This window comes from Limnomicrobium aquaticum, assembly GCF_040545545.1.
Taxonomy (GTDB): Bacteria; Pseudomonadota; Alphaproteobacteria; order Rhizobiales; family Rhizobiaceae; genus Ensifer_A; species Ensifer_A aquaticum.
In genome coordinates, this window is the sequence record NZ_JBEPMB010000007.1 from 77,860 (window position 1) to 97,559 (window position 19,700).

Genomic DNA, 19,700 nt, shown 5'->3' on the forward strand with positions numbered 1-19,700 from the left:
CGAGCCTTGCGCAGGGGTGGCGCGCGCAAAGCCCCGCGTCAGTTGCCGTTGATGATGTCGAGCAGCGTCTTCTGGCGCCCGCCCTGCGGACGTGTATTCTGCGCTCCGACATCACCAGGCGGAACGGGTCCTTCCAGCGTACTGCCGGGTATATCGCCGGGCGGAACGGGACCTTCCAGCACCGACCCGTCCGGACGCGGGCGCACATTGGCCTGGCTTCTGTCGACGGGGGCCGGCGGCACCGGCGCAGGCGGCGTATTGGCGACCGGTGATGGCGGGGTTGCAGGCTGGGTTTGAGCGGGAGCCGGCACGCGGCGCTCAGGCTTCGACGGGGTTCCGTTGAGGAAATCCGAGATGATATCCGTCAGCGTCCGGCCATGTTCCGGCACGTCACGCGCCGCCATCGGTGCGTTCCTTGGCGGTTGCGATGCCACGACCGGCCCACCGGACATGCCAAAGAGCGGACCCGGCGTCTTGCCCTTCTCGGCCATCACCATGAACTGATGCCAGCTTTCGGCGGGAAGACCGCCACCCGTCACCTTCTTCATTGGCGTGCCGTCGTCATTGCCGAACCAGACGCCTGTGGTCATATCGGAGGTAAAGCCGACAAACAGCGCATCGCGCGATGACTGTGTGGTTCCCGTCTTGCCGGCCACCTGCCAGCCGGAAAGCCTTGCGGCCTTGCCCGTGCCTTCGTTGACGACGCGCATGAGCATGCCGTTCATCATGGCCACGATATTCGGTTCCAGCACGCGAGGCGGCGCGTCGTAAGTGTTTTCGTAAAGCACCTTGCCCTTGGCTGTCGTGATGCGCCGCACGACATGTGGCGTTGCCTTGTAGCCGCCATTCATGAAGGGCGCGTAGGAGGCCGTCAGGTCCATCAACGTCACTTCCGAAGTGCCGAGCGCAATCGAAGCGTTCGGCTGCAGATCGGCCTCAATCCCCATGCGGTGCGCAACCTTGATCACCTGTTGCGGGCCTGCTTCCATCACGAGCTGGGCGGCAATCGTGTTCAGCGAATGCGCCAGCGCATAGGAGAGCGTGACGGGGCCGTTATACTTCTTCTCGTAGTTTTCCGGCGTCCAGTCGCCGATCCGCACCGGCGCATCGTTGCGAACAGAATCCGGGGTGGCCCCCTGCTCCAGCGCGGCAGAATAGACGAAGGGCTTGAAGGCCGAGCCGGGCTGGCGCAGTGCCTTGTAGGCGCGGTCATACTGGCTCTCGGCATAGTCCTTGCCGCCAACCAGCGCCCGTATCGCGCCGGTGCCGTCGATTGCCACCAGCGCACCCTGGCTGACATTCAGCCGCTTGCCTTCCTTGGTGATGGCATTGCGGATGACGTCGCCGGCTTCCGTCTCGAGCGCGGGGTCGATGGTCGTGTCGACGATCAGGTCTTCCTTCACGTCGCCCACCATGTCGTGCAGCTTGTCCATGACCATGTCGGCGACATACTGGCCGGCGCTTGACAGATAGGGGCGGGCCGGATCGGGTGTCTGCGCCAGCGCGCTCTGCACCTGCTTTTCGTTGATATAACCCGCATCCCGCATCGCGCCGAGCACGACTTCGGCGCGCGCCTTGGCAGCTGCGGGGTCCTTGGCCGGCGAAAGCCGGGACGGTGCCTTGAGCAGACCCGCGATCGTCGCGGCTTCCATCAGGTCCAGATCACGCGCGGACTTGTTGTAGTAGCGGCGCGCCGCCGCCTCCACGCCATAGGCATTCGCGCCGAAATAGACGCGATTGAGATACATGGCGAGGATCTCGTCCTTGGTGAACTTGTGCTCAAGCCAGATGGCGAGCAGCACTTCCTGGAACTTGCGTTCCATGGTGCGCTCGGGCGTCAGGAAGAGGTTCTTGGCCAGCTGCTGTGTCAGTGTCGACCCGCCCTGCACCGTATGACCGCTGACGAGGTTGGTGACGACAGCGCGGGCAAGACCGATCGGGTCGAAGCCGAAATGATAGTAGAAGCGCCGGTCCTCGATCGAGATCACCGCCTGCGGCAGATAGGGCGACATGCTGTCGAGGCTCAGCGCCTCGCCGCCGGTAGAACCACGATTGGCGATGATAGATCCATCGGCGGCGACAATCTTGATGTTCGGCGGCCGGTCGGGGATCGCCCATGACGTGGCATTGGGCATGCGCGCGCCGAAATAGAGGAAAAGCCCGCCAATGCCGATCGCACCCCAGATGGCGAGAACGATACCCCAGTAAATCAGCGAGCGGATCATCCCGAAGAAGCCGCCGCCCGATCGCTTGCGCGAGCGCTTGGACGACGACTTGGTTTCGCGCCGTGACCCGCCGCCGCGCGAACCTCCCCGCGAATTGTCACGCGAACCACGCGACGGGCCGCCGACGCGATCGCTTTCGCTCGCGTTCAATCCACCATCGAACGAGGGCTCGATGCGCCTGTCACTGTCGTCGTGTCTTGCCATTCCGCCGGGTTTTGTCCTTGAGGGCTTCTTGGGCCACCAGGGTCAAAACCCCAAGAGCCTGTGTCGCCGTGAACTTTAAATGTGGCGGTTTAAGGGGGCGTTAAACATTCCGGCATGCAGCAGCAATCGGAAGAGAAAAGGGCCGGCGCGACGCCAGCCCTATCCCAAACCCACAAATTTCGAAGGGGTCAGGCTGCCAGCGCAGCCATGATGCGAATCCAGGAACGGATGCCCTTGCGGTAGGATTCCAGATTGTACTTCTCGTTCGGCGAATGGATGCGGTCATCCGCCAGCGCAAAACCGGCGAGAAGCGACTGCATGCCGAGCATGGACTGGAAATCGCCGACGATCGGGATCGACCCGCCCATGCCGATCATCAGCGCCGGCTTCGGCCATTCCTGCGACAGAGCCTCGCGCGCCTTGTTGAGAAGCGGCGAATCGTAAGGCAGCTGGATGGCGGGCGAACCGCCATGCTCATGGAACTCCACCGAGCAATCAGCCGGAATGCGCGACTTGACGTAAGCACGGAAGCTTTCGCGGATTTTTGCCGGGTCCTGCTTGCCGACGAGGCGGAAGGAAATCTTGGCAGAGGCCTGCGCCGCGATCACCGTCTTGAAGCCACCGCCGGTATAGCCGCCGATAATGCCGTTGACCTCGGCCGTCGGCCGCGCCCAGGTCAGTTCCAGGATCGAGCGCCCCTTCTCGCCGGAGGGGATGGAAAGGCCGATCGAGCCGAGGAAATCCTCGCCGGTGCGGCCCAGTTCTTCCCACTTCGCCTTGATGTCGGCAGGCGTTTCTTCGACGCCGTCGTAGAAACCGGGCAGCGTCACCGCGCCGGTCTCGTCATGAAGACCATCAAGAATGTTCGAGAGAATGTGGATCGGGTTGGCGGCAGCGCCGCCGTAATAGCCCGAATGCAGGTCGCGGCTCGCAGCCTTGACGACGATTTCCTCGCCGACGAGACCACGCAGGCCGGCCGAGATCGCCGGCGTCTCCGCGTCCCACATGGACGTATCGCAGACGAGCGCGAAGTCGGCCTTCAGCTCAGCCTTGTTGGCTTCAAGGAAGGGCTTCAGCGACGGCGAACCGGACTCTTCCTCGCCTTCAAACAGGATGGTCACGCGAACCGGAAGCGCGCCCTTCACGTCCTTGTAGGCGCGAACGGCCTCGACGAAGGTCAAGAGCTGGCCCTTGTCGTCCGAGGTGCCGCGGCCGGTGATGATCTTGCGGCCCTTTTCGTCTTCCTTGATCGACGGCTCGAACGGATCGGTCTCCCAAAGCTCGATCGGATCGACCGGCTGGACGTCGTAGTGGCCGTAGAAGAGCACATGCGGGCTGTCGGCTTTTTCGCCTTCGTGATGCGCCACGACCATCGGGTGACCGGACGTGTCTCGCACGGACGCCTCGAAACCAAGACCGGTCAGAACGGTCACCAGATATTCCGCTGCCTTGCGGCAGTCTGCCTTGAATGCCGGGTCAGTCGAGATCGATTTGATGCGCACAAGTTCGAAAAGCCGCTCCAGGCTTGCGGGCAGGTTTTCATCCGCGCGGGACAGCACGTTGTCGATTGGGGCCATGAGAGGATATCCGAAGTTGTTGGGCGGGAGGTTCGGCGCGACCATAACCGACAATGGCTCAGACAGGAATCCGTTTTCTTTCCGAAATCGGTCCGGGAACCATATGGGGGTCCTGTTCAAGCTTGCGGGCGTTTTCGACAAGCCAGCGCATATATTCCAGCATGAGTTCTCGCTCGAACCGGCGGAAGCCGCTGAACATGGCGTCCTCGGCCGCGCGCGCAGCCTGCTCGGCGTCCGCCTGCATCCCACGGGCGCGCTCGGTGAGGAAAAGCAGCTGCGCCCGCTTGTCAGTCGGATGCGGCCGCCGCTCGACGAGACCGTCCCGTTCCATGCGCACCAGCGTGTTGGCCATCGTTGCCTGCTCGATATCGAGCCGGTCGACCAGCTGGCGCTGCGTCAGCCCGTCTTCTTCCCACAGGGCGACGAGGATCGGGTACTGCCCCGGCGCAAAACCAAGGCTTGCCGCCCGCTCCTGAAACGATCGTGCAAAGCCTCGCGACAGAAGGCTGGAAAGATAGATCCCGGAACTGGAGAGGTCGAAAGCCATGCCTGACTGATAGACGAGGCAGCGATTCGCGGCAATCGGAACCACAGCAGGCTATGCAACTTAAGCGAAAACTAAATCACGAATAAGGAGCCGGAAACGCAAAAGCCGCCATGGCCTGGAGGGGGACGCCATGGCGGCTTGCGATTTGGGGACAAAGACCCGGAGAGGGGGGATGAGGTCTTTGTCCACGTCTGACAATGGCGGGGGACAGGCCGTTTGTCAGACAGCGGCGTGATCAATCGCCGACTCGTTCAAAATGGCCGTCGGAATGTGGCTTTTCAAGGTCGCGGGGATTACAAATTGGTAATCCGAAAGTCACGCTGAGCGGCGTGAAAGCCCTGCGCGCCTTCTTCTCAAGGCACTGTATTTGAAAGAAAATTGGCCGCAACGGAGGGGCTATTCCGTTGCGGCCGGGGGATATAACGCGGCGTCATGGGGCGATGACACCACATACGGCGCGACCATTTTAATGGGGGACGGTGTCGCGCCGCCCGGGCCGCAGGCGGCGGCCTCTGAGCATCAAGTTGGCGACCGAAAATGGCGATTTGATGATCCCGCCATTAATTGGGACATGTGCGCAACTGGTCCGCATAGCGGTAGGCGATCTTGGTGAAGCGCTGGGCGCCGTTCAGTGCCTCGGCATTGCCGACATAGCTCTGTCGCGCATAACCCTGCTGTCCTGAATGGTAGGCGAGATAGAGGTTATAGGGATCGTTGAGCGCGATCCGGTTCGTGTCGTAGCTCTTGCGGTGGAACCAGCCTGCAAAATCCACCGCGTCGGCAAACCGGGTGCGACTTGCGGTAAAGCGCCCGGTCTCAGCCATATAATGCGCCCAGGTCCCATCAAGCGCCTGCGAATAGCCATAGGCCGTCGAGGGACGCGACCACGGAATGAAGCCCAGAAGCTTCTTGCGCGGCGGTCGCGCATTCGAGCGGAAGCCGGATTCGGTGTAGATCGTGGCCAGCAGGATCGGCGCAGGCACGCCCCAGCGCGCCTCGGCCTTTTTCGTGGCGTCGCGCCAGTTATTGAAGAAACCGTCGTTCTCGTCAAACATCGCGCAGGCATTCGTCGTATGGCGCGGAACGGTCGCGCAGCCGGCCAAGACCAGCAGACATGCCAGAAACACCCAACGCATCGTCACTACTCCATACAAACATGCCGAAAACACAAAACACGGGACCAAACGGCCCGGCGGCATGGACTGAAAGCGCCTGGCGCGTCACGCAACAAACCGTGACGGCGAACGGAATTCAGACCATTTGTAAATCATGAAGCTTAACGTTCGGTTTTTAGGCGAATTGCAGTTATCGCGGGGGGCGCCGGTTTCGCCGCTAAGTTTCGCTTTGACAGGCGGCGGCAAGATGAGTATGGGACCGGCTTGATTTTATTTCGTCTCAACCACCAGTCCGGCCCGTCCGGGCTTCGAATGGCGACACACGAGGTTTCACCGTGGCGAAAGCAGAACTTGGCACAAAGCGTATCGATCCGGATACCGGCCGCAAATTCTATGACCTGAACCGCGATCCGATCGTCTCGCCCTATACGGGCAAGTCCTATCCGCTCTCTTTCTTCGAAGAGACGAAGGTCAGCGCGCTGATGGAGAAGGAAGAAGAGGAAGACGTCGCAGAGGTCGATACCGAAAACACGGAAATCGAACTCGTCTCGCTGGAGGATGCCGACGACGAAGCGGCCGGCGCTTCGGAAGACCTGCCCGATCTCGGCGATGACGACGTCGAACTCGACGACGATGACGACGATACCTTCCTCGAAGCCGACGAAGACGATGAGGACGACGACATGTCCGGCATCATCAGCGTCAACAGCGACGAAGACGAAGTCTGATTTAAGATTTTTGATTTAACAGGGATTTCGCCCCACAGGACGGTGATGTTCGCGGGGCGGAGACCGGGCCGGAATAAAAATTTCCGACTTTCGAATTTGGGGCTTGCCAACGCGATTAAGCAGCGTTATCAAGCCGCCACCTTCCGGGACCCCAATCCCGGACAGTCGAGCGAAACGCTTGGCGAGGATGGGGCTATAGCTCAGCTGGGAGAGCGCTTGCATGGCATGCAAGAGGTCAGCGGTTCGATCCCGCTTAGCTCCACCAAACCCTCACGAACTTTCAATTTCGATAGAAACCGCAGAACATGTCACGCATGTGAAATGAGCGCGTTTGACGCGCTCACTCGACGGCAATGACCGACAGTAGATCGACGGCCACCATTGATGCCGCCACAAGCGCCAGGATGCCGTAGGTCGTCCATTTCACGAAAGTCTTGTTCACGCCGTCTCTCCATGAGGGTTATCAATGGAGAATAAACTGGTGGCGTGATGCGCGGAATTCAAGGCAGTATGCGCGTTCGATCGATGCCATAGATCAATTGGTCATGCGCGTCGTCTGATTCGCCACCTTGCCGCCAATGTCGTTGAAAGCCTTGATCAGCGACGGCATATCGGTCGCCTTGTAATAGTTCGATGCTTCGCCCGCACAGGACTTCAAAAGGGTCTCGCCATTCGGTGGCGCCATGTAGGCGACCGTGAAGATGGTCACGCCAGCCGCGCGGGCGGAAGCGCAGGTATTCAATGTCTTGGCGTCGAGCGCCGGCTTCCATTCGCTGCTTTCGCCGGTATTCTCGCCGTCTGTCATAAGAACAATGAACTTCTTGAAGGTAGCATTGCCCTTGACGGCCTGCGCAGCGGCCTCGGTCTTGCTGTTCAGGGCGGCATTTGCGTCGTCAAGCGCTTCAGTCATATCCGTTCCGCCCATCGGTTTTGCGGGCAGATTGGAAACATAGGTGCGCGACTTTTTCGTTCCCCAGTCGAGATCTGATTGTCCCTCCACTTGATGGCTGAACGAATTCACGCCTGCCCGGACAAGTGAGTTCGTTGCATCGGAAGCCTCAATCATGTCCATCTGGTCAAACAGCGCAGTGGCGGCAGTCTTCAAGGAAGCAATCTTGCTCACATAGCAAGGCGCGTAATAGACCTTCTTGTCCCAGTCCTTCTTAGGATACTGGTAGCAGCCGTTTGGTTTAGACTTGTCCTCGGTTTCGGTAGGCCACGCCATCGAACCCGATTCGTCCACGACCAGATACAAAGAAATCGCTGTCGCCGTCTGCGCCTGACTGGTCGCTGTGCTGCTGCCGGAAACCGTGCGATTGCCAAGGGCGTGGAACCCGGAAAAGGCGAGCAGCTGCGATGTGAATTTTCCGGTCACCTTGACGGTGTAGTCCTTCTTGCTGCCACTGCCCTGGCTGGTCACCGACGCAACCAGCGATGCCTTCAGTTCCTTGACCTGAGCATCCGACATGGTGGACGAAATCTGCCCCGAAGCGATCCGCGTGGCGAAGTCCTGTGCCTGGGCCGTCGTGATGTCGCCATTGGTGAGCGCCGAGGCCGTGGCAAGCGAGGCAGCGTCCAGCGCGGAAGACAGCCTCCCCTTGTCGGATAGAAGTTTCGAAATATCCATGCTGGTGGCGACAGCGGCCAGGATCACCGGAATGAGAAGAGCGGCAAGGATGCCGAAATTGCCGCGCATATCGCGCGCAAGGCGGCGAACTTTCGACTTCATGGAGCCAAGAATGCGCATGACGTTTCAACTTCCGTGCTGGCAGACGGCATTTTATAGGCGGCGGGGAATTAACATGTTCCTTCCAACATCCAGAAAAACTTAAATATGAACCGATTTTCGACAAAACGCGCATTTCGCTTAAGCGTTTTTCAACGATCCCCGAGACGATCGGGCTCAAGCCTCACGGAAGGTCGAAGGCCTAGCTTGCGGAAAAAGCGGCCAGAGACCGGGAGGGACCGATGGGATTCGCCGACATCCTGAACTATTCGGGGATCGCGGTTTTCGCGGCGACGGGCGCCCTGTCTGCATCACGAAAGCAGATGGACATCATTGGCTTCCTGTTTCTTGCGGTCGTGACGGCTGTCGGCGGCGGCACGTTCAGAGACCTGATCCTCGGCAACCTGCCGGTCTTCTGGGTCGTCAATCCCATCTACATCATGGTCTGCGCAGGCGTCGCCGTGCTGCTTTTCTTCACCGCCCATCTACTTGAATCGCGCTATGTCTGGCTGCTCTGGCTCGATGCCATCGGGCTTGCCGCCTATTGCGTCATCGGCGCTCAAAAGGGTCTGGAAACATCCGGTTCGCCGACAGTGGCCATCGTCACCGGAGTGCTCACCGCAGCTTTCGGCGGCATTCTGCGGGATCTCCTGACAGGGGAACCGTCCGTGTTGCTGCGGCCGGAAATCTATGTGACAGCTGCGCTTGCGGGCGCCGGCGCCTATACCGCGCTGGTGCAGCTTGATCTGTCATATGCCCTTTCGGCAGCCCTTGGAGCGCTCGTTGCCTTCGCCATTCGCGGCGGCGCGCTGAAATTCGGCTGGCGCCTCACAGGCTATCGCCAGCGCCCCGGCCGCCACCCGGACGATATCCCGTCCATGCGGCGTTAACGGCGACCGCCGGTCAGCGCGCTTTGCGCCGCAAACGGATCACCACGTCGACATGGGCAATTTCCATGCCTTCTGGCGGCTCCGGCAGATTGCTGATCTCGAGATTGCTGACCGGAATATCGACCACTTCGCTATCGCCTTCGACATAGAAATGATGATGGTCGGAGACATTGGTATCGAAGTAGGTCTTTGCGCTCTCGATGGCGAGAACGCGCAAAAGACCCGCTTCGGTAAACTGATGCAACGTGTTATACACTGTCGCCAGCGACACAGGTACGCCGGCAAAGGTCGCCTCTTCATGCAACTCCTCGGCCGTCAGATGGCGGTCGCCCTTAGCGAACAGCAGTTCGGCCAAAGCAATACGCTGGCGCGTCGGCCGCAAGCCGGAATCACGCAGCCTGCTCTCGGTATCGGGAAGCATTATCGGGTCCATACGTCTCAAGCCGCTTGTTCGTCCGGCATAAAAGTGGATGAATTCACTACTGTTTATCATATATCGCGCGGATACGCCGCTTGCAACCGCTTCATGATAGCAGATGGCGGCAAAAACCTGTCGTTAAGCAGCCCGACATGAAAACAGCACTGGCTGCAGGCTTGCAACTCGACTAAGAAACCGCAGAATAAAGCTGGTATAGGGGCCGGCAACGGGCGAGTGCTCAAGAGGGAATTGCAAGGGCCAGCGTCAGGCGCCATAAGAGGCGGGCGCCTGGCATCCGAGCCTTGGGAGTTTCCCCCACGTTCAATTTTTTGCTAGAGGCTTGCGGAGCGACATTCTCCTGAGCCTTTTGCAAGGTAGGCAATGTCGGAGCTGAACTCAGAACTCGGTTCGCAGACGGAATTAGGGACCTGCATTTGATGACCTCCAGGAAATCCAGTTTTACATATGAAGAGATTTTGACCTGCTCGCATGGGCAGATGTTCGGTCCCGGCAATGCGCAATTGCCGCTGCCGCCGATGCTCATGTTGCACCGGATTACGGAAATCTCCGAAACCGGCGGCCCGAACGACAAGGGCTTTGCCCGCGCCGAGTTCGACATCACGCCGGACCTCTGGTTCTTCCCCTGCCATTTCGAAGGCGACCCGGTCATGCCCGGCTGCCTCGGTCTCGATGCACTATGGCAGCTGACGGGCTTCTATCTCGGCTGGCTGGGAGAACCCGGGAAGGGCCGCGCGCTCTCCACGGGCGAAGTGAAGTTCACCGGCCAGATCACGCCTCAAACGAAGCTTGTCGAATTCGGCATCGACTTCAAGCGCGTCATGCGCGGCCGCCTCGTGCTGGGCACCGCAGACGGCTGGGTCAAGGCCGATGGCGAAGAGGTGTTCAAGGCCACCGACCTCCGCGTCGGCCTTTTCAAGGAAAAGACCGCCTGACCGATCGTCGGGTACTGAATTGAGCCGCATTTGGGCGGCACGCACAATCCTGCGCGCGGCCGTTCGGCATGCGGCAGACTTGAAGGGTGGGGAAAGGCCTCGACGGCTCTTTCACGCATCTGGCTAGAAAAAGGTAGGATACATGAGACGGGTCGTCATCACGGGTCTCGGAATTGTTTCATCCATCGGTAACAATGCCGAAGAAGTCACGCAGTCGCTTAAAGGTGCCCGTTCGGGCATCAGCGCGTCGCCGGACTTTGCCGAGCACGGCTTCCGCTGCCAGGTCTGGGGCCGCCCGACGCTCGGCACCGAACAGCTCGCCGAGATGGTTGACCGCCGCGCCATGCGCTTCCTGAGCCAGGGTGGCGCCTGGAACCACGTCGCCATGAAACAGGCGATCGCAGATGCCGGCATTTCCGAGAGCGACTACGCGGAAAACGAGCGCGTCGGCATCATCATGGGCTCCGGGGGCCCCTCCACCCGTCAGGTGGTGGAAGCGGCCGACATCACCCGCGCCAACAAGAGCCCGAAGCGCATCGGCCCGTTCGCCGTGCCGAAGGCCATGTCCTCGACGGCGTCCGCCACGCTTGCCACCTGGTTCAAGATCCACGGCGTCAACTATTCCATCTCGTCCGCCTGCTCGACCTCGGCGCATTGCATCGGCAATGCCGCTGAAATGATCCAGTGGGGCAAGCAGGACATGATGTTCGCCGGTGGCCACGAAGACCTCGACTGGACCATGTCCAACCTCTTCGACGCCATGGGCGCCATGTCTTCGAAGTACAATGATACTCCGGCAACGGCGTCCCGCGCGTATGACGTCTCGCGTGACGGCTTCGTCATCGCTGGCGGCGCCGGCGTTCTGGTTCTTGAAGAGCTGGAACATGCCAAGGCCCGCGGAGCGAAGATCTATGCCGAAATCACCGGCTATGGCGCGACCTCCGACGGATACGACATGGTGGCCCCCTCGGGTGAAGGTGCTGCCCGCTGCATGCGCCAGGCGCTGAAGACCGTTCAGGGCGAGGTTGACTATATCAACACGCACGGCACCTCCACGCCGGTCGGCGACAGCAAGGAAATCGGCGCGATTCGCGAGGTCTTCGGCGACCGCATCCCGCATATCCAGTCGACCAAGTCGCTGACCGGCCACTCGCTGGGCGCTGCCGGCGTGCAGGAATCCATTTACGGCCTCCTGATGATGCAGAACCGTTTCATCGGCGAAAGCGCGCACATCACCGAACTGGACCCGGAATTCGACGGCGTACCGATCGTGCGCAAGCGCATCGACGACGCCAAGATCGACACTGTCCTGTCCAACTCCTTTGGTTTTGGCGGCACCAATGCCACGCTGGTCTTCCAGCGCTATAACGGGTAATCGTCCATGTCGGGTTTCATGCAGGGTAAACGCGGCCTCATCATGGGGGTCGCCAACAACCATTCCATCGCTTGGGGAATCTCCAAGGCGCTCCATGCGCAGGGTGCCGAACTCGCATTCACCTTCCAGGGCGAAGCACTTGGAAAGCGCGTGAAGCCGCTGGCGGCCGAGGTCAATTCCGATATCGTTCTTCCCTGCGACGTCGAGGACATCGCCTCTGTGGATGCCGTTTTCGCGGCGCTGAAGGAGCGCTGGGGCACGATCGACTTCGTCGTGCACGCCATAGGCTTCTCCGACAAGAACGAGCTGAAGGGCCTCTACGCAGACACCACGCGCGAAAATTTCGTGCGCACCATGGTCATCTCCTGCTTCTCCTTCACGGAAATCGCCAAGCGCGCCGCCGCAATGATGAACCCGGGTGGCTCGATCCTGACGCTGACCTATAACGGCTCGCAGCGCGTCATCCCCAACTACAACGTCATGGGCGTTGCCAAGGCAGCCCTTGAAGCCTCGATGCGCTATCTCGCTGCCGATTACGGCCCGCGTGATATCCGCGTGAATGCGATCTCGGCGGGCCCGGTGCGCACGTTGGCGGGCGCGGGGATTTCAGACGCCCGCGCCATGTATTCGTGGAACCAGAAAAACGCGCCCCTGCGCCGCACGGCCTCCATCGAGGATATCGGCGGCTCCGCGCTCTATCTGCTCAGCGACCTGTCGCGTGGCGTGACGGGTGAAGTCCATTATGTCGATGCCGGCTATAACATCACGTCCATGCCAGTCCTCGACCAGCTGATGAGGTCCGACCAGGACTGACAGCTGCAAGGCATTGCTGAAAATGACAAGGCCCGGTCGTTGGGAGCGACCGGGCCTTTTCCGTAGGATGGGTCCGCCTTCGGCGCGATGGCAATCAGGTCAATGGCAGCCAAAGGCATCAAGACCGACAGCCCATACGCATAAACTTCAAGCGCCGTTTGTCATCCCCGGATTAATCATTGCACTCAATGACGTTCATGGAGGCGGCAAGACAGACCGCATGCAGACGGTTCTGCGCACTCAGCTTGCGCTCGGCGCAGAACAGCAAGGTCTCGACCTCATGGGTCGCCAGCGCCAGTTTGCGCGCAATCGATTCCACACTGTGCCCCGACGCAGTTAATGCCAGGCATTTCAGTTCCGAGCGGGTCAAGGTTTCGGCAAGCGAAACGCTCTCGCCGACCATACGCGAAGGAATGGCCACGATAGTCTCCAAAGGACGGTGTCAAAGCGCTTTAAATTGCGCGAAAAAAATTATGCGCTCAATCCGGATGGATCCGCGCATCATGAGCGAATATATAAACCGGATTTATCAATCTGTCTTTGACAGACTATGCCAATCGCTTGACACTGGAACACAATCTTACGAATGGGAGATAGAGTCTTTGACCTTTGTCAAATTCTGCGCACGACTGAGGCTGCGATACGCCCGAGGTGTCGTCCCGAACCAGCGATGAAAGGACCGGGTGAAGACGCTCGGTGCGGAATAGCCGAGCCTGTAGGACACTTCCGTGGCGCTGAGTGCGGTCTTGGCCATCAGTTGCTCCGCGAGCCTTCGCCGCATACTGTCTCGCAGTTCATTCAGCGTCGTATCAAGCTCGGCAAGCCGCCGCTGAAGCGTCCGTTCCGACACTCCGAAGAAGCTTGCCGCCGAGGCGAGCGTAATTTCATCTTCCGTCATGCGTGACAGAATGAACCGCTCCATCTCCTCCCGGAAATCCGCTTCCTCGGTCAATTCGGGGCGAAGCTGCCGGCATTGCAGGTCCATCAGTTCGAAAAGTTTCGGATCGCCATGGGGATTGGGCAGCGACAGAAGCGAGGACGGAACCCAAAGACTATTGATACGCGCGTCAAATGTGAGGTTGCGCGCGATGTTTTCCCGGAACGGTCGCGGATCGGCTGGGGCCTTCCGTTCCAGCTCCACCTCGATATCGGCCGTCTTGCCCCCAAACAGGCCGCGGATATGGCGCATGACCAGTGTTATGCCCAGATCGACAAACTGGTCGCGTTTGAGAATGACAGGAGCGAATGTCCAGCGATAGACGAGATAGTCCCCCTCTGCCTCCAAGCGGCCGTAACTCGTCTGCGCGCTGTATTGCATATGCTCGGTCTGGAAACGCAGGAAATGTTCGAGCGTCGGCGCGGCCATCAGGCCGTAGCCGAACGGTCCCGTCGAACCGGCCTTGTATTGCAGACCGAATCTGAGACCGAACGTCTCATCCTTGGTCGTTTCCGCGCAATATTCGAGAAGCACACAGAAGCGGCCGAGGCTCACCCGGTCGACCATGGAATTGAAGAGGGAAGGATCGATCCCGAGACGCCGGCATTCCGGGCGGATATCAAGCCCCAGGTTTTGCGCAAACTCGGTGAGCCCCGCGCCCATCCCGGACACGATGCTGTAACGATCCGAATAAGCCTCCTCCAGCATAGCAGTCCGCATGTCAAATAAGTGGTGCCTAAAGTAAAGACACACATATATCTGAAAAAGTCTAGATGTCAGGTCATCCAAAGCGCTTGCGGCGCGCTTTGCACGGCACAGGACTCAGAGCCGTTGAAGACAAAACTGTAGAGGGCCGGTTATTTGCGCGCCCAGAGAACCTTGTAGCGCGCATTGCGGCAGGTCTCGCCATGCGCCTTGAACAGCGTCGCCAGCGTGTCCTCGTAAGGCAGACCCCGATTGGCGACCATAAGCAGACTGCCGCCGATCTTCAGGATATCCGCCGCACGCCTGACGAAGGCGCGGCCCAGCGCCGGATCGGCAGCATGGCCCTCGTGAAAGGGCGGGTTCATGATGACGAAATCGTATTTCGCCTTGATCTCTTCGCCGGCCACGTCGTGCCAGTTGGCATGCGAGGCGATACCGGGATGCTCGGCAGCAAGATTGCCCTTGGCCATCTGCAAGGCTGCATAGTCCGCCTCATAGAGGTCGAGCGTCTTCAGGCGCGGCGAGGCGTCCGCAAGCATGACGGAGAGATAGCCCCAACCAGCACCAAGATCGGCGGCAGCGCCGTCGAGATCGGTCGGCAGGCGACCAGCCAGCAGTTCCGAGCCTGCATCGACCTCCGCATAGGAGAACATGCCCGGTGCCGTGCGGAAGCGGCCCTCGACCATGGCAGGTTCCGGCGCGAACGTGGCGGCAAGCGCCTCGGCATTCTCGGGACGCACGAACCAGACGGCCTGACCGTGATATTTCGGCATGTAGTCGCAAAGGACGCCAAGCTTGACGATGCGCTTGCGCAACGCCTCGATACCGTCTTCCTTACCGCCAGCCACGACGATCATCGCGCCGGGCTTCGTGCGCCGCAGCGCCTCGGCCATGCGCGCCTCGTTACCACCCTTGAACTTGTCGCAGAGCACCAGCGCCAGATCGTATTCGCTGTCCTGCGCATCCGGCGTGGCCGTAGCCCCGCCAGCGACCAGACGATTGTAGACAGGGCGGAAGCCCTGCACACAGGCGATCTCGGCAGCAAAGCCTTCCGGCAGGCGGAAGCCCGCTTCAGCCCCGAGGAACAATGCCTTCTGCTCCGCGCCGGGCGTATCGAGCGTTCCGGTGTCGAAGGGATGGAAAAGGGTTTTCAGCGCGTCGCGGGCCATGGTGGTCAAATCCGTGTTCAAACAAAAAAGGCGCGGGAACTGGTCCCGCGCCCGATCGGGAATGGCGAAAGCTTATTCAGCGTCGCCTTCATCCTTGGACTTCTTCTCGGCAGCCGGAACTTCCTTGCCGGTCGCCTGGTCGACAACCTTCATGGAGAGGCGAACCTTGCCGCGCTCGTCGAATCCCATGAGCTTGACCCAGACCTTCTGGCCTTCCTTGACGACGTCTGTCGTCTTGGCAACGCGGTCGCCGGCGAGCTGCGAGATGTGGACGAGACCGTCACGCGCACCGAAGAAGTTGACGAATGCGCCGAAGTCGGCGGTCTTGACGACCGTGCCTTCGTAGATCGCGCCGACTTCCGGTTCTGCAACGATGGAGTGGATCCACTTGCGGGCCGCTTCGATTTCCTTGCCCGAGGCAGAGGCGATCTTGACGGTGCCGTCGTCTTCGATGTTGATCTTCGCGCCGGTCTTTTCGACGATTTCGCGGATGACCTTGCCGCCCGAACCGATGACTTCACGGATCTTGTCGACCGGGATGTTCATGACTTCGATGCGCGGAGCGAATTCGCCGAGCTGGCCACGGCTTTCGGAGATGGCGTTCGCCATTTCGCCGAGGATGTGCTTGCGGCCGCCCTGGGCCTGACCGAGAGCGACCTTCATGATCTCTTCGGTGATGCCGGCGATCTTGATGTCCATCTGCAGCGAGGTGATGCCGTCGGCAGTACCAGCAACCTTGAAGTCCATGTCGCCGAGGTGGTCTTCGTCACCCAGGATGTCGGAGAGAACCGCAAAACGGTCGCCTTCGAGGATGAGGCCCATGGCGATACCGGCGACCGGCTTGGCAAGCGGAACGCCTGCATCCATCAGCGCCAGCGAGGTGCCGCAGACGGTTGCCATCGACGAGGAGCCGTTCGACTCGGTGATTTCCGAAACGACGCGCAGCGTGTAGGGGAACTGCTCCACCGACGGCAGCATCGGGCGGATCGCACGCCATGCGAGCTTGCCATGGCCGATTTCGCGGCGGCCCGGCGAGCCCATGCGACCCGTTTCACCAACCGAGTAGGGCGGGAAGTTGTAGTGCAGCAGGAAGCGTTCCTTGTACATGCCCGTGAGGCTGTCGACATACTGTTCGTCTTCGCCGGTGCCGAGCGTGGCGACAACGATCGCCTGCGTTTCGCCGCGTGTGAAGAGAGCCGAACCATGCGTGCGCGGCAGGATGCCGACTTCCGAGACGATCGGACGGACGGTGACGAGGTCACGGCCATCGATGCGGCTCTTGGTGTCGAGGATGTTCCAGCGAACGATCTTCGCCTGCAGGTGCTTGAAGGTCGCGCCGATTTCTTCAGCGGTATACTTGGCTGCTTCACCGTCTGCGGGGGTGAAGTGTGCCTTCACCTTGGCCTTGACTGCGTCGACGGCGGCGTAGCGGGCAGCCTTCTCGGTGATCCTGTAGGCAGCGCGCAGTTCGGTTTCGGCAAGGCCGAGCATTTCGTTTTCGAGCGCGGAATAGTCTTCCGGTTCGAATTCGCGCGGCTCCTTGGCGGCGACTTCGGCAAGCTTTATGATCGCGTCGATCACCGGCTGGAAGCCCTTGTGGCCGAACATGACGGCGCCAAGCATGACCTCTTCGCTGAGTTCCTTGGCTTCGGACTCAACCATCAGAACGGCATCCGACGTGCCGGCAACAACGAGGTCGAGCGTCGACTCGTCCATCTCGTCGATATGCGGGTTCAGAACGTATTCGCCGTTGATATAGCCAACGCGCGCGCCGCCGACCGGGCCCATGAAGGGAACGCCGGAGAGTGTCAGGGCAGCCGAGGTGGCAACCATCGACAGAACGTCCGGATCGTTTTCAAGGTCGTGCTGGACGACGGTGACGACAACCTGGGTGTCGTTCTTGTAGCCTTCCGGGAAAAGCGGACGGATCGGACGGTCGATCAGGCGGGAAACCAGCGTTTCCTTTTCCGACGGGCGGCCTTCGCGCTTGAAATAGCCACCCGGGATCTTGCCGGCGGCATAGGTCTTTTCCTGGTAGTTGACGGTCAGCGGGAAGAAGTCCTGGCCCGGCTTCGGCGACTTGGCCGAAACGACGGTGGCGAGAACGACGGTTTCGCCGTAGGTGGCGAGAACTGCGCCGTCAGCCTGACGGGCGATCTTGCCGGTTTCCAGGATGAGCGGGCGGCCTGCCCACTCGATTTCGACCTTGTGAGTCTCGAACATATCTTGTCCTTCGATGTAAGGCGGATCGGCCGGCAACCCATTCGGGCAGCACGCGCTGATCGCCTTTGGTGCAGCACATCACGGGCAAGACAACAGGAAGCTTTGGTCCCACTGGTGAGACATTCCCACCAAAAGCATCCGGCAATCCTGCCCCATGACAGGCCAACGGTTAAGTTGCGGCATTCCGGCCCATCCGGATTGCCAGCGCCCCACCCCGGTTGAAACGGGACGGAGAATTCAAAAACACCGCCTAGACGGTGCAACAAGGCCGGCTACACCTGTTGGCGCGCCGGCCCTGAAACTATTAGCGGCGGATGCCCAGGGCACCAATCAGCTTGGTGTAACGGGCTTCGTCCTTCTTCTTGAGGTAATCAAGAAGCGAACGGCGGCTGGAAACCATCGTCAGCAGGCCACGGCGGGAATGGTTATCCTTCTTGTGGTCCTTGAAATGGTCCGTCAGGTTGTTGATGCGTTCCGTCAGGATGGCAACCTGGACTTCCGGAGAGCCGGTGTCGCCTTCGAACGTTGCATATTCCTTGATGAGGGCCGTCTTGCGCTCAGCAGTGATCGACATCGTGTGATCCTTTCATATTAAGGAGTAATCGGACGCCACAAGCCGGGATGTCGTCCAGCTTCGGCCATGAAGCTTTCGGGCAAGCTGCCCAAAGCTGGGGCCGCTATACAGGAAAGTCTTGCGGAATGGAAGAGGCGGCGTTTCCACGCAGCCTTACCATTCGCCCGGCCTCAGCCGCCCTGCCGGACCCAGCGCCCGACCAGCGCGAAGCCGATCATGCCGAGCGCGCCGATGGCAGCGTTGAGAAGGAGCGAGACGGGAATGCCCAGCCGCTCCATGGCCAGTGCGAAGAAGGCGGGGGCGGCAGCACTTGCCACCAGCCGCACCGCCGTCATCCGTCCGGCAATGGCGCCATAGCCCTGCGACCCGAAGAGATGCAGCGGCACGGACCCTTGTGCGATGCTCCCGATACCCGAGCCCATGCCAACCGAGAGCGCGAAGACGACCGCCCCGGCTACATGGCCCTGCGTTACCGCGAGCAATACGCCGCCAAGCGCAATCAGCGCCGTCGAAAAGATAGCAAGACCCGTCGGCGAAAGCCGCGCGCCGAAGATCATGTTGACCAGCCGGCTCGCCACCTGCGCCGGGCCGAAAAGCGCGCTGACGGTAACGGCCGCCGCTCCAAGCCCCATCGCGCCGAGCATCGGCACCATGTGAACGAGCAGCGAGGACAGTGCAAAACCCGACAGCGCGAAGGCAAGCGAAACGACCAGCATGGCGCGCCGCCGCAGCCAGGGTGACAGAGCACCTTCAACGGGCACCGCCCCCAACGATCCCGAGACCGTTTCCATCGCTCTCGCCCGCCCGCGGGCCAGAACGAGATGCACAGGCAGGCAAAGCGCCAGATTGAGCCCGGCAAAGATCAGGTAAATCTCACGCCAGCCGAAATGCGCAGCAAGGGTTGTCGTAATCGGCCAGAAGATGCTGGACGCAAAGCCCGCGATCAGCGTCAGATAGGTAATGTTGCGGGTCGCGCTTTGCGGCCCATGCTGAACCAGCGCGGCAAACGCCGCCTGATAGGTCACGAGACCGGTCGCTATCTGAGTGAGAATAACCGCCAGCCCAAAGAGCCAGCCTGTCGGTGACACGGCGCAGAGCGAAAGCAAGACTGTGCAGCAAACCGAGCCCAACGCCATCATGCGGGCAGCACCAAACCGGTCCATCCAGCCGCCCATGAAGGGAGCCGCAAACCCGCCCGCCAGAAGCGCGGCCGAAAACGTGCCGAACACGGCTTCCCGGCTCAACCCGACGTCCGCCGCCATCGCAGGCGCCAGAATGCTGAAGCTGTAATAGAGCGTTCCGTAGCCGACGATCTGCGTCAGACCCAGCGCAGCGACAATGGCGAGCGATCTGCGGGTGGAAGCTTGGGTCAAAGGAAAGCTCATGGACAGGGGGAGAGAGTGGCGCAAAGCCATGCGCGCCAAGCGATAAACGAGGACAGACACGCTGTCACCCGGTATTCGGAGAAACGTCCTCTGCCTTCAACGGTCAACCCGTAAGGCTCACATACAACCCGCTTGA

General features: G+C 60.6%; 17 protein-coding genes and 1 tRNA gene. 6 read left to right on the top strand and 12 right to left on the bottom strand.

Features of this window, described 5'->3' with window-relative positions; translation table 11 throughout:
* Positions 1-38: 38 nt before the first annotated feature.
* The 4 genes from ABID16_RS18480 to ABID16_RS18495 form a co-directional block, all read right to left on the bottom strand.
* A complete protein-coding gene (locus ABID16_RS18480) occupies positions 39-2,429 on the bottom strand; it encodes a transglycosylase domain-containing protein (protein ID WP_354557840.1) in 2,391 nt (796 codons plus the stop codon).
* 188 nt (positions 2,430-2,617) lie between these two features.
* A complete protein-coding gene (locus ABID16_RS18485) occupies positions 2,618-4,006 on the bottom strand; it encodes a dipeptidase (protein WP_354557841.1) in 1,389 nt (462 codons plus the stop codon).
* Between the two features lie 58 nt (positions 4,007-4,064).
* On the bottom strand, positions 4,065-4,553 hold the full coding sequence (locus ABID16_RS18490; protein ID WP_354557842.1) for a MarR family winged helix-turn-helix transcriptional regulator: 489 nt from the start codon (positions 4,551-4,553) through the stop codon (positions 4,065-4,067).
* Between the two features lie 560 nt (positions 4,554-5,113).
* Positions 5,114-5,689, bottom strand: a complete 576-nt coding sequence (locus ABID16_RS18495) for a transglycosylase SLT domain-containing protein (protein WP_354557843.1) — start codon at positions 5,687-5,689, stop codon at positions 5,114-5,116.
* Positions 5,690-6,003: 314 nt separating this feature from the next.
* Here ABID16_RS18495 and ABID16_RS18500 point away from each other — a divergent pair, with 314 nt between their 5' ends.
* The gene (locus tag ABID16_RS18500) at positions 6,004-6,396 is read left to right on the top strand and encodes a TIGR02300 family protein (RefSeq protein WP_354557844.1); all 393 of its coding nucleotides are present in this window, start codon (positions 6,004-6,006) and stop codon (positions 6,394-6,396) included.
* A gap of 189 nt (positions 6,397-6,585) precedes the next feature.
* Positions 6,586-6,661 (top strand) — tRNA-Ala (locus tag ABID16_RS18505).
* 270 nt (positions 6,662-6,931) lie between these two features.
* Here the strand turns inward: ABID16_RS18505 and ABID16_RS18510 are convergent.
* A complete protein-coding gene (locus tag ABID16_RS18510) occupies positions 6,932-8,143 on the bottom strand; it encodes a vWA domain-containing protein (RefSeq protein ID WP_354557845.1) in 1,212 nt (403 codons plus the stop codon).
* Between the two features lie 221 nt (positions 8,144-8,364).
* On the opposite strand from ABID16_RS18510, the gene ABID16_RS18515 reads away from it, so the two are divergent.
* Complete coding sequence (locus ABID16_RS18515) at positions 8,365-9,012, top strand: trimeric intracellular cation channel family protein (RefSeq protein WP_354557846.1); 648 nt, start codon at positions 8,365-8,367, stop codon at positions 9,010-9,012.
* Between the two features lie 13 nt (positions 9,013-9,025).
* Here the strand turns inward: ABID16_RS18515 and irrA are convergent, their stop codons facing one another.
* The gene (gene irrA, locus ABID16_RS18520; RefSeq protein ID WP_354557847.1) at positions 9,026-9,433 is read right to left on the bottom strand and encodes an iron response transcriptional regulator IrrA; all 408 of its coding nucleotides are present in this window, start codon (positions 9,431-9,433) and stop codon (positions 9,026-9,028) included.
* Between the two features lie 434 nt (positions 9,434-9,867).
* Here irrA and fabA point away from each other — a divergent pair, with 434 nt between their 5' ends.
* The 3 genes from fabA to fabI all read left to right on the top strand — a co-directional run bounded on the left by fabA (position 9,868) and on the right by fabI (position 12,571).
* A complete protein-coding gene (gene fabA / locus ABID16_RS18525) occupies positions 9,868-10,383 on the top strand; it encodes a 3-hydroxyacyl-[acyl-carrier-protein] dehydratase FabA (RefSeq protein ID WP_354557848.1) in 516 nt (171 codons plus the stop codon).
* A 142-nt stretch (positions 10,384-10,525) separates the two neighbouring features.
* Entirely contained in the window at positions 10,526-11,758 is a 1,233-nt protein-coding gene (gene fabB, locus ABID16_RS18530; RefSeq protein WP_354557849.1) for a beta-ketoacyl-ACP synthase I, read from the top strand.
* Positions 11,759-11,764: 6 nt separating this feature from the next.
* Positions 11,765-12,571, top strand: a complete 807-nt coding sequence (fabI, locus tag ABID16_RS18535) for an enoyl-ACP reductase FabI (RefSeq protein ID WP_354557850.1) — start codon at positions 11,765-11,767, stop codon at positions 12,569-12,571.
* Between the two features lie 172 nt (positions 12,572-12,743).
* On the opposite strand, the gene ABID16_RS18540 is transcribed toward fabI, so the two are convergent.
* The 6 genes from ABID16_RS18540 to arsK all read right to left on the bottom strand — a co-directional run bounded on the left by ABID16_RS18540 (position 12,744) and on the right by arsK (position 19,552).
* Positions 12,744-12,992, bottom strand: coding sequence for a LuxR C-terminal-related transcriptional regulator (locus ABID16_RS18540; protein ID WP_354557852.1), 249 nt, complete (start codon positions 12,990-12,992; stop codon positions 12,744-12,746).
* Positions 12,993-13,151: 159 nt separating this feature from the next.
* Positions 13,152-14,216 (bottom strand): AraC family transcriptional regulator, encoded by a 1,065-nt coding sequence (locus tag ABID16_RS18545; RefSeq protein WP_354557853.1) that lies wholly within the window; start codon positions 14,214-14,216, stop codon positions 13,152-13,154.
* 149 nt (positions 14,217-14,365) lie between these two features.
* Positions 14,366-15,382, bottom strand: a complete 1,017-nt coding sequence (locus ABID16_RS18550) for a class I SAM-dependent methyltransferase (RefSeq protein ID WP_354557854.1) — start codon at positions 15,380-15,382, stop codon at positions 14,366-14,368.
* A 72-nt stretch (positions 15,383-15,454) separates the two neighbouring features.
* Entirely contained in the window at positions 15,455-17,605 is a 2,151-nt protein-coding gene (pnp, locus tag ABID16_RS18555; RefSeq protein WP_354557855.1) for a polyribonucleotide nucleotidyltransferase, read from the bottom strand.
* A gap of 304 nt (positions 17,606-17,909) precedes the next feature.
* The gene (rpsO, locus tag ABID16_RS18560; protein WP_354557857.1) at positions 17,910-18,179 is read right to left on the bottom strand and encodes a 30S ribosomal protein S15; all 270 of its coding nucleotides are present in this window, start codon (positions 18,177-18,179) and stop codon (positions 17,910-17,912) included.
* A gap of 170 nt (positions 18,180-18,349) precedes the next feature.
* Complete coding sequence (gene arsK / locus ABID16_RS18565) at positions 18,350-19,552, bottom strand: arsenite efflux MFS transporter ArsK (protein WP_354557858.1); 1,203 nt, start codon at positions 19,550-19,552, stop codon at positions 18,350-18,352.
* Positions 19,553-19,700 lie beyond the last annotated feature (148 nt).

Excerpts from the sequence above, each read along its gene's own strand:
- ABID16_RS18480 (WP_354557840.1), bottom strand. The coding sequence starts at position 2,429 with ATGGCAAGACACGACGACAGTGACAGGCGCATCGAGCCCTCGTTCGAT.
- ABID16_RS18485 (WP_354557841.1), bottom strand. The coding sequence starts at position 4,006 with ATGGCCCCAATCGACAACGTGCTGTCCCGCGCGGATGAAAACCTGCCC.
- ABID16_RS18490 (WP_354557842.1), bottom strand. The coding sequence starts at position 4,553 with ATGGCTTTCGACCTCTCCAGTTCCGGGATCTATCTTTCCAGCCTTCTG.
- ABID16_RS18495 (WP_354557843.1), bottom strand. The coding sequence starts at position 5,689 with ATGCGTTGGGTGTTTCTGGCATGTCTGCTGGTCTTGGCCGGCTGCGCG.
- ABID16_RS18510 (WP_354557845.1), bottom strand. The coding sequence starts at position 8,143 with ATGCGCATTCTTGGCTCCATGAAGTCGAAAGTTCGCCGCCTTGCGCGC.
- ABID16_RS18515 (WP_354557846.1), top strand. The coding sequence starts at position 8,365 with ATGGGATTCGCCGACATCCTGAACTATTCGGGGATCGCGGTTTTCGCG.
- irrA (WP_354557847.1), bottom strand. The coding sequence starts at position 9,433 with ATGCTTCCCGATACCGAGAGCAGGCTGCGTGATTCCGGCTTGCGGCCG.
- fabA (WP_354557848.1), top strand. The coding sequence starts at position 9,868 with ATGACCTCCAGGAAATCCAGTTTTACATATGAAGAGATTTTGACCTGC.
- fabB (WP_354557849.1), top strand. The coding sequence starts at position 10,526 with ATGAGACGGGTCGTCATCACGGGTCTCGGAATTGTTTCATCCATCGGT.
- fabI (WP_354557850.1), top strand. The coding sequence starts at position 11,765 with ATGTCGGGTTTCATGCAGGGTAAACGCGGCCTCATCATGGGGGTCGCC.
- ABID16_RS18545 (WP_354557853.1), bottom strand. The coding sequence starts at position 14,216 with ATGCTGGAGGAGGCTTATTCGGATCGTTACAGCATCGTGTCCGGGATG.
- ABID16_RS18550 (WP_354557854.1), bottom strand. The coding sequence starts at position 15,382 with ATGGCCCGCGACGCGCTGAAAACCCTTTTCCATCCCTTCGACACCGGA.
- pnp (WP_354557855.1), bottom strand. The coding sequence starts at position 17,605 with ATGTTCGAGACTCACAAGGTCGAAATCGAGTGGGCAGGCCGCCCGCTC.
- rpsO (WP_354557857.1), bottom strand. The coding sequence starts at position 18,179 with ATGTCGATCACTGCTGAGCGCAAGACGGCCCTCATCAAGGAATATGCA.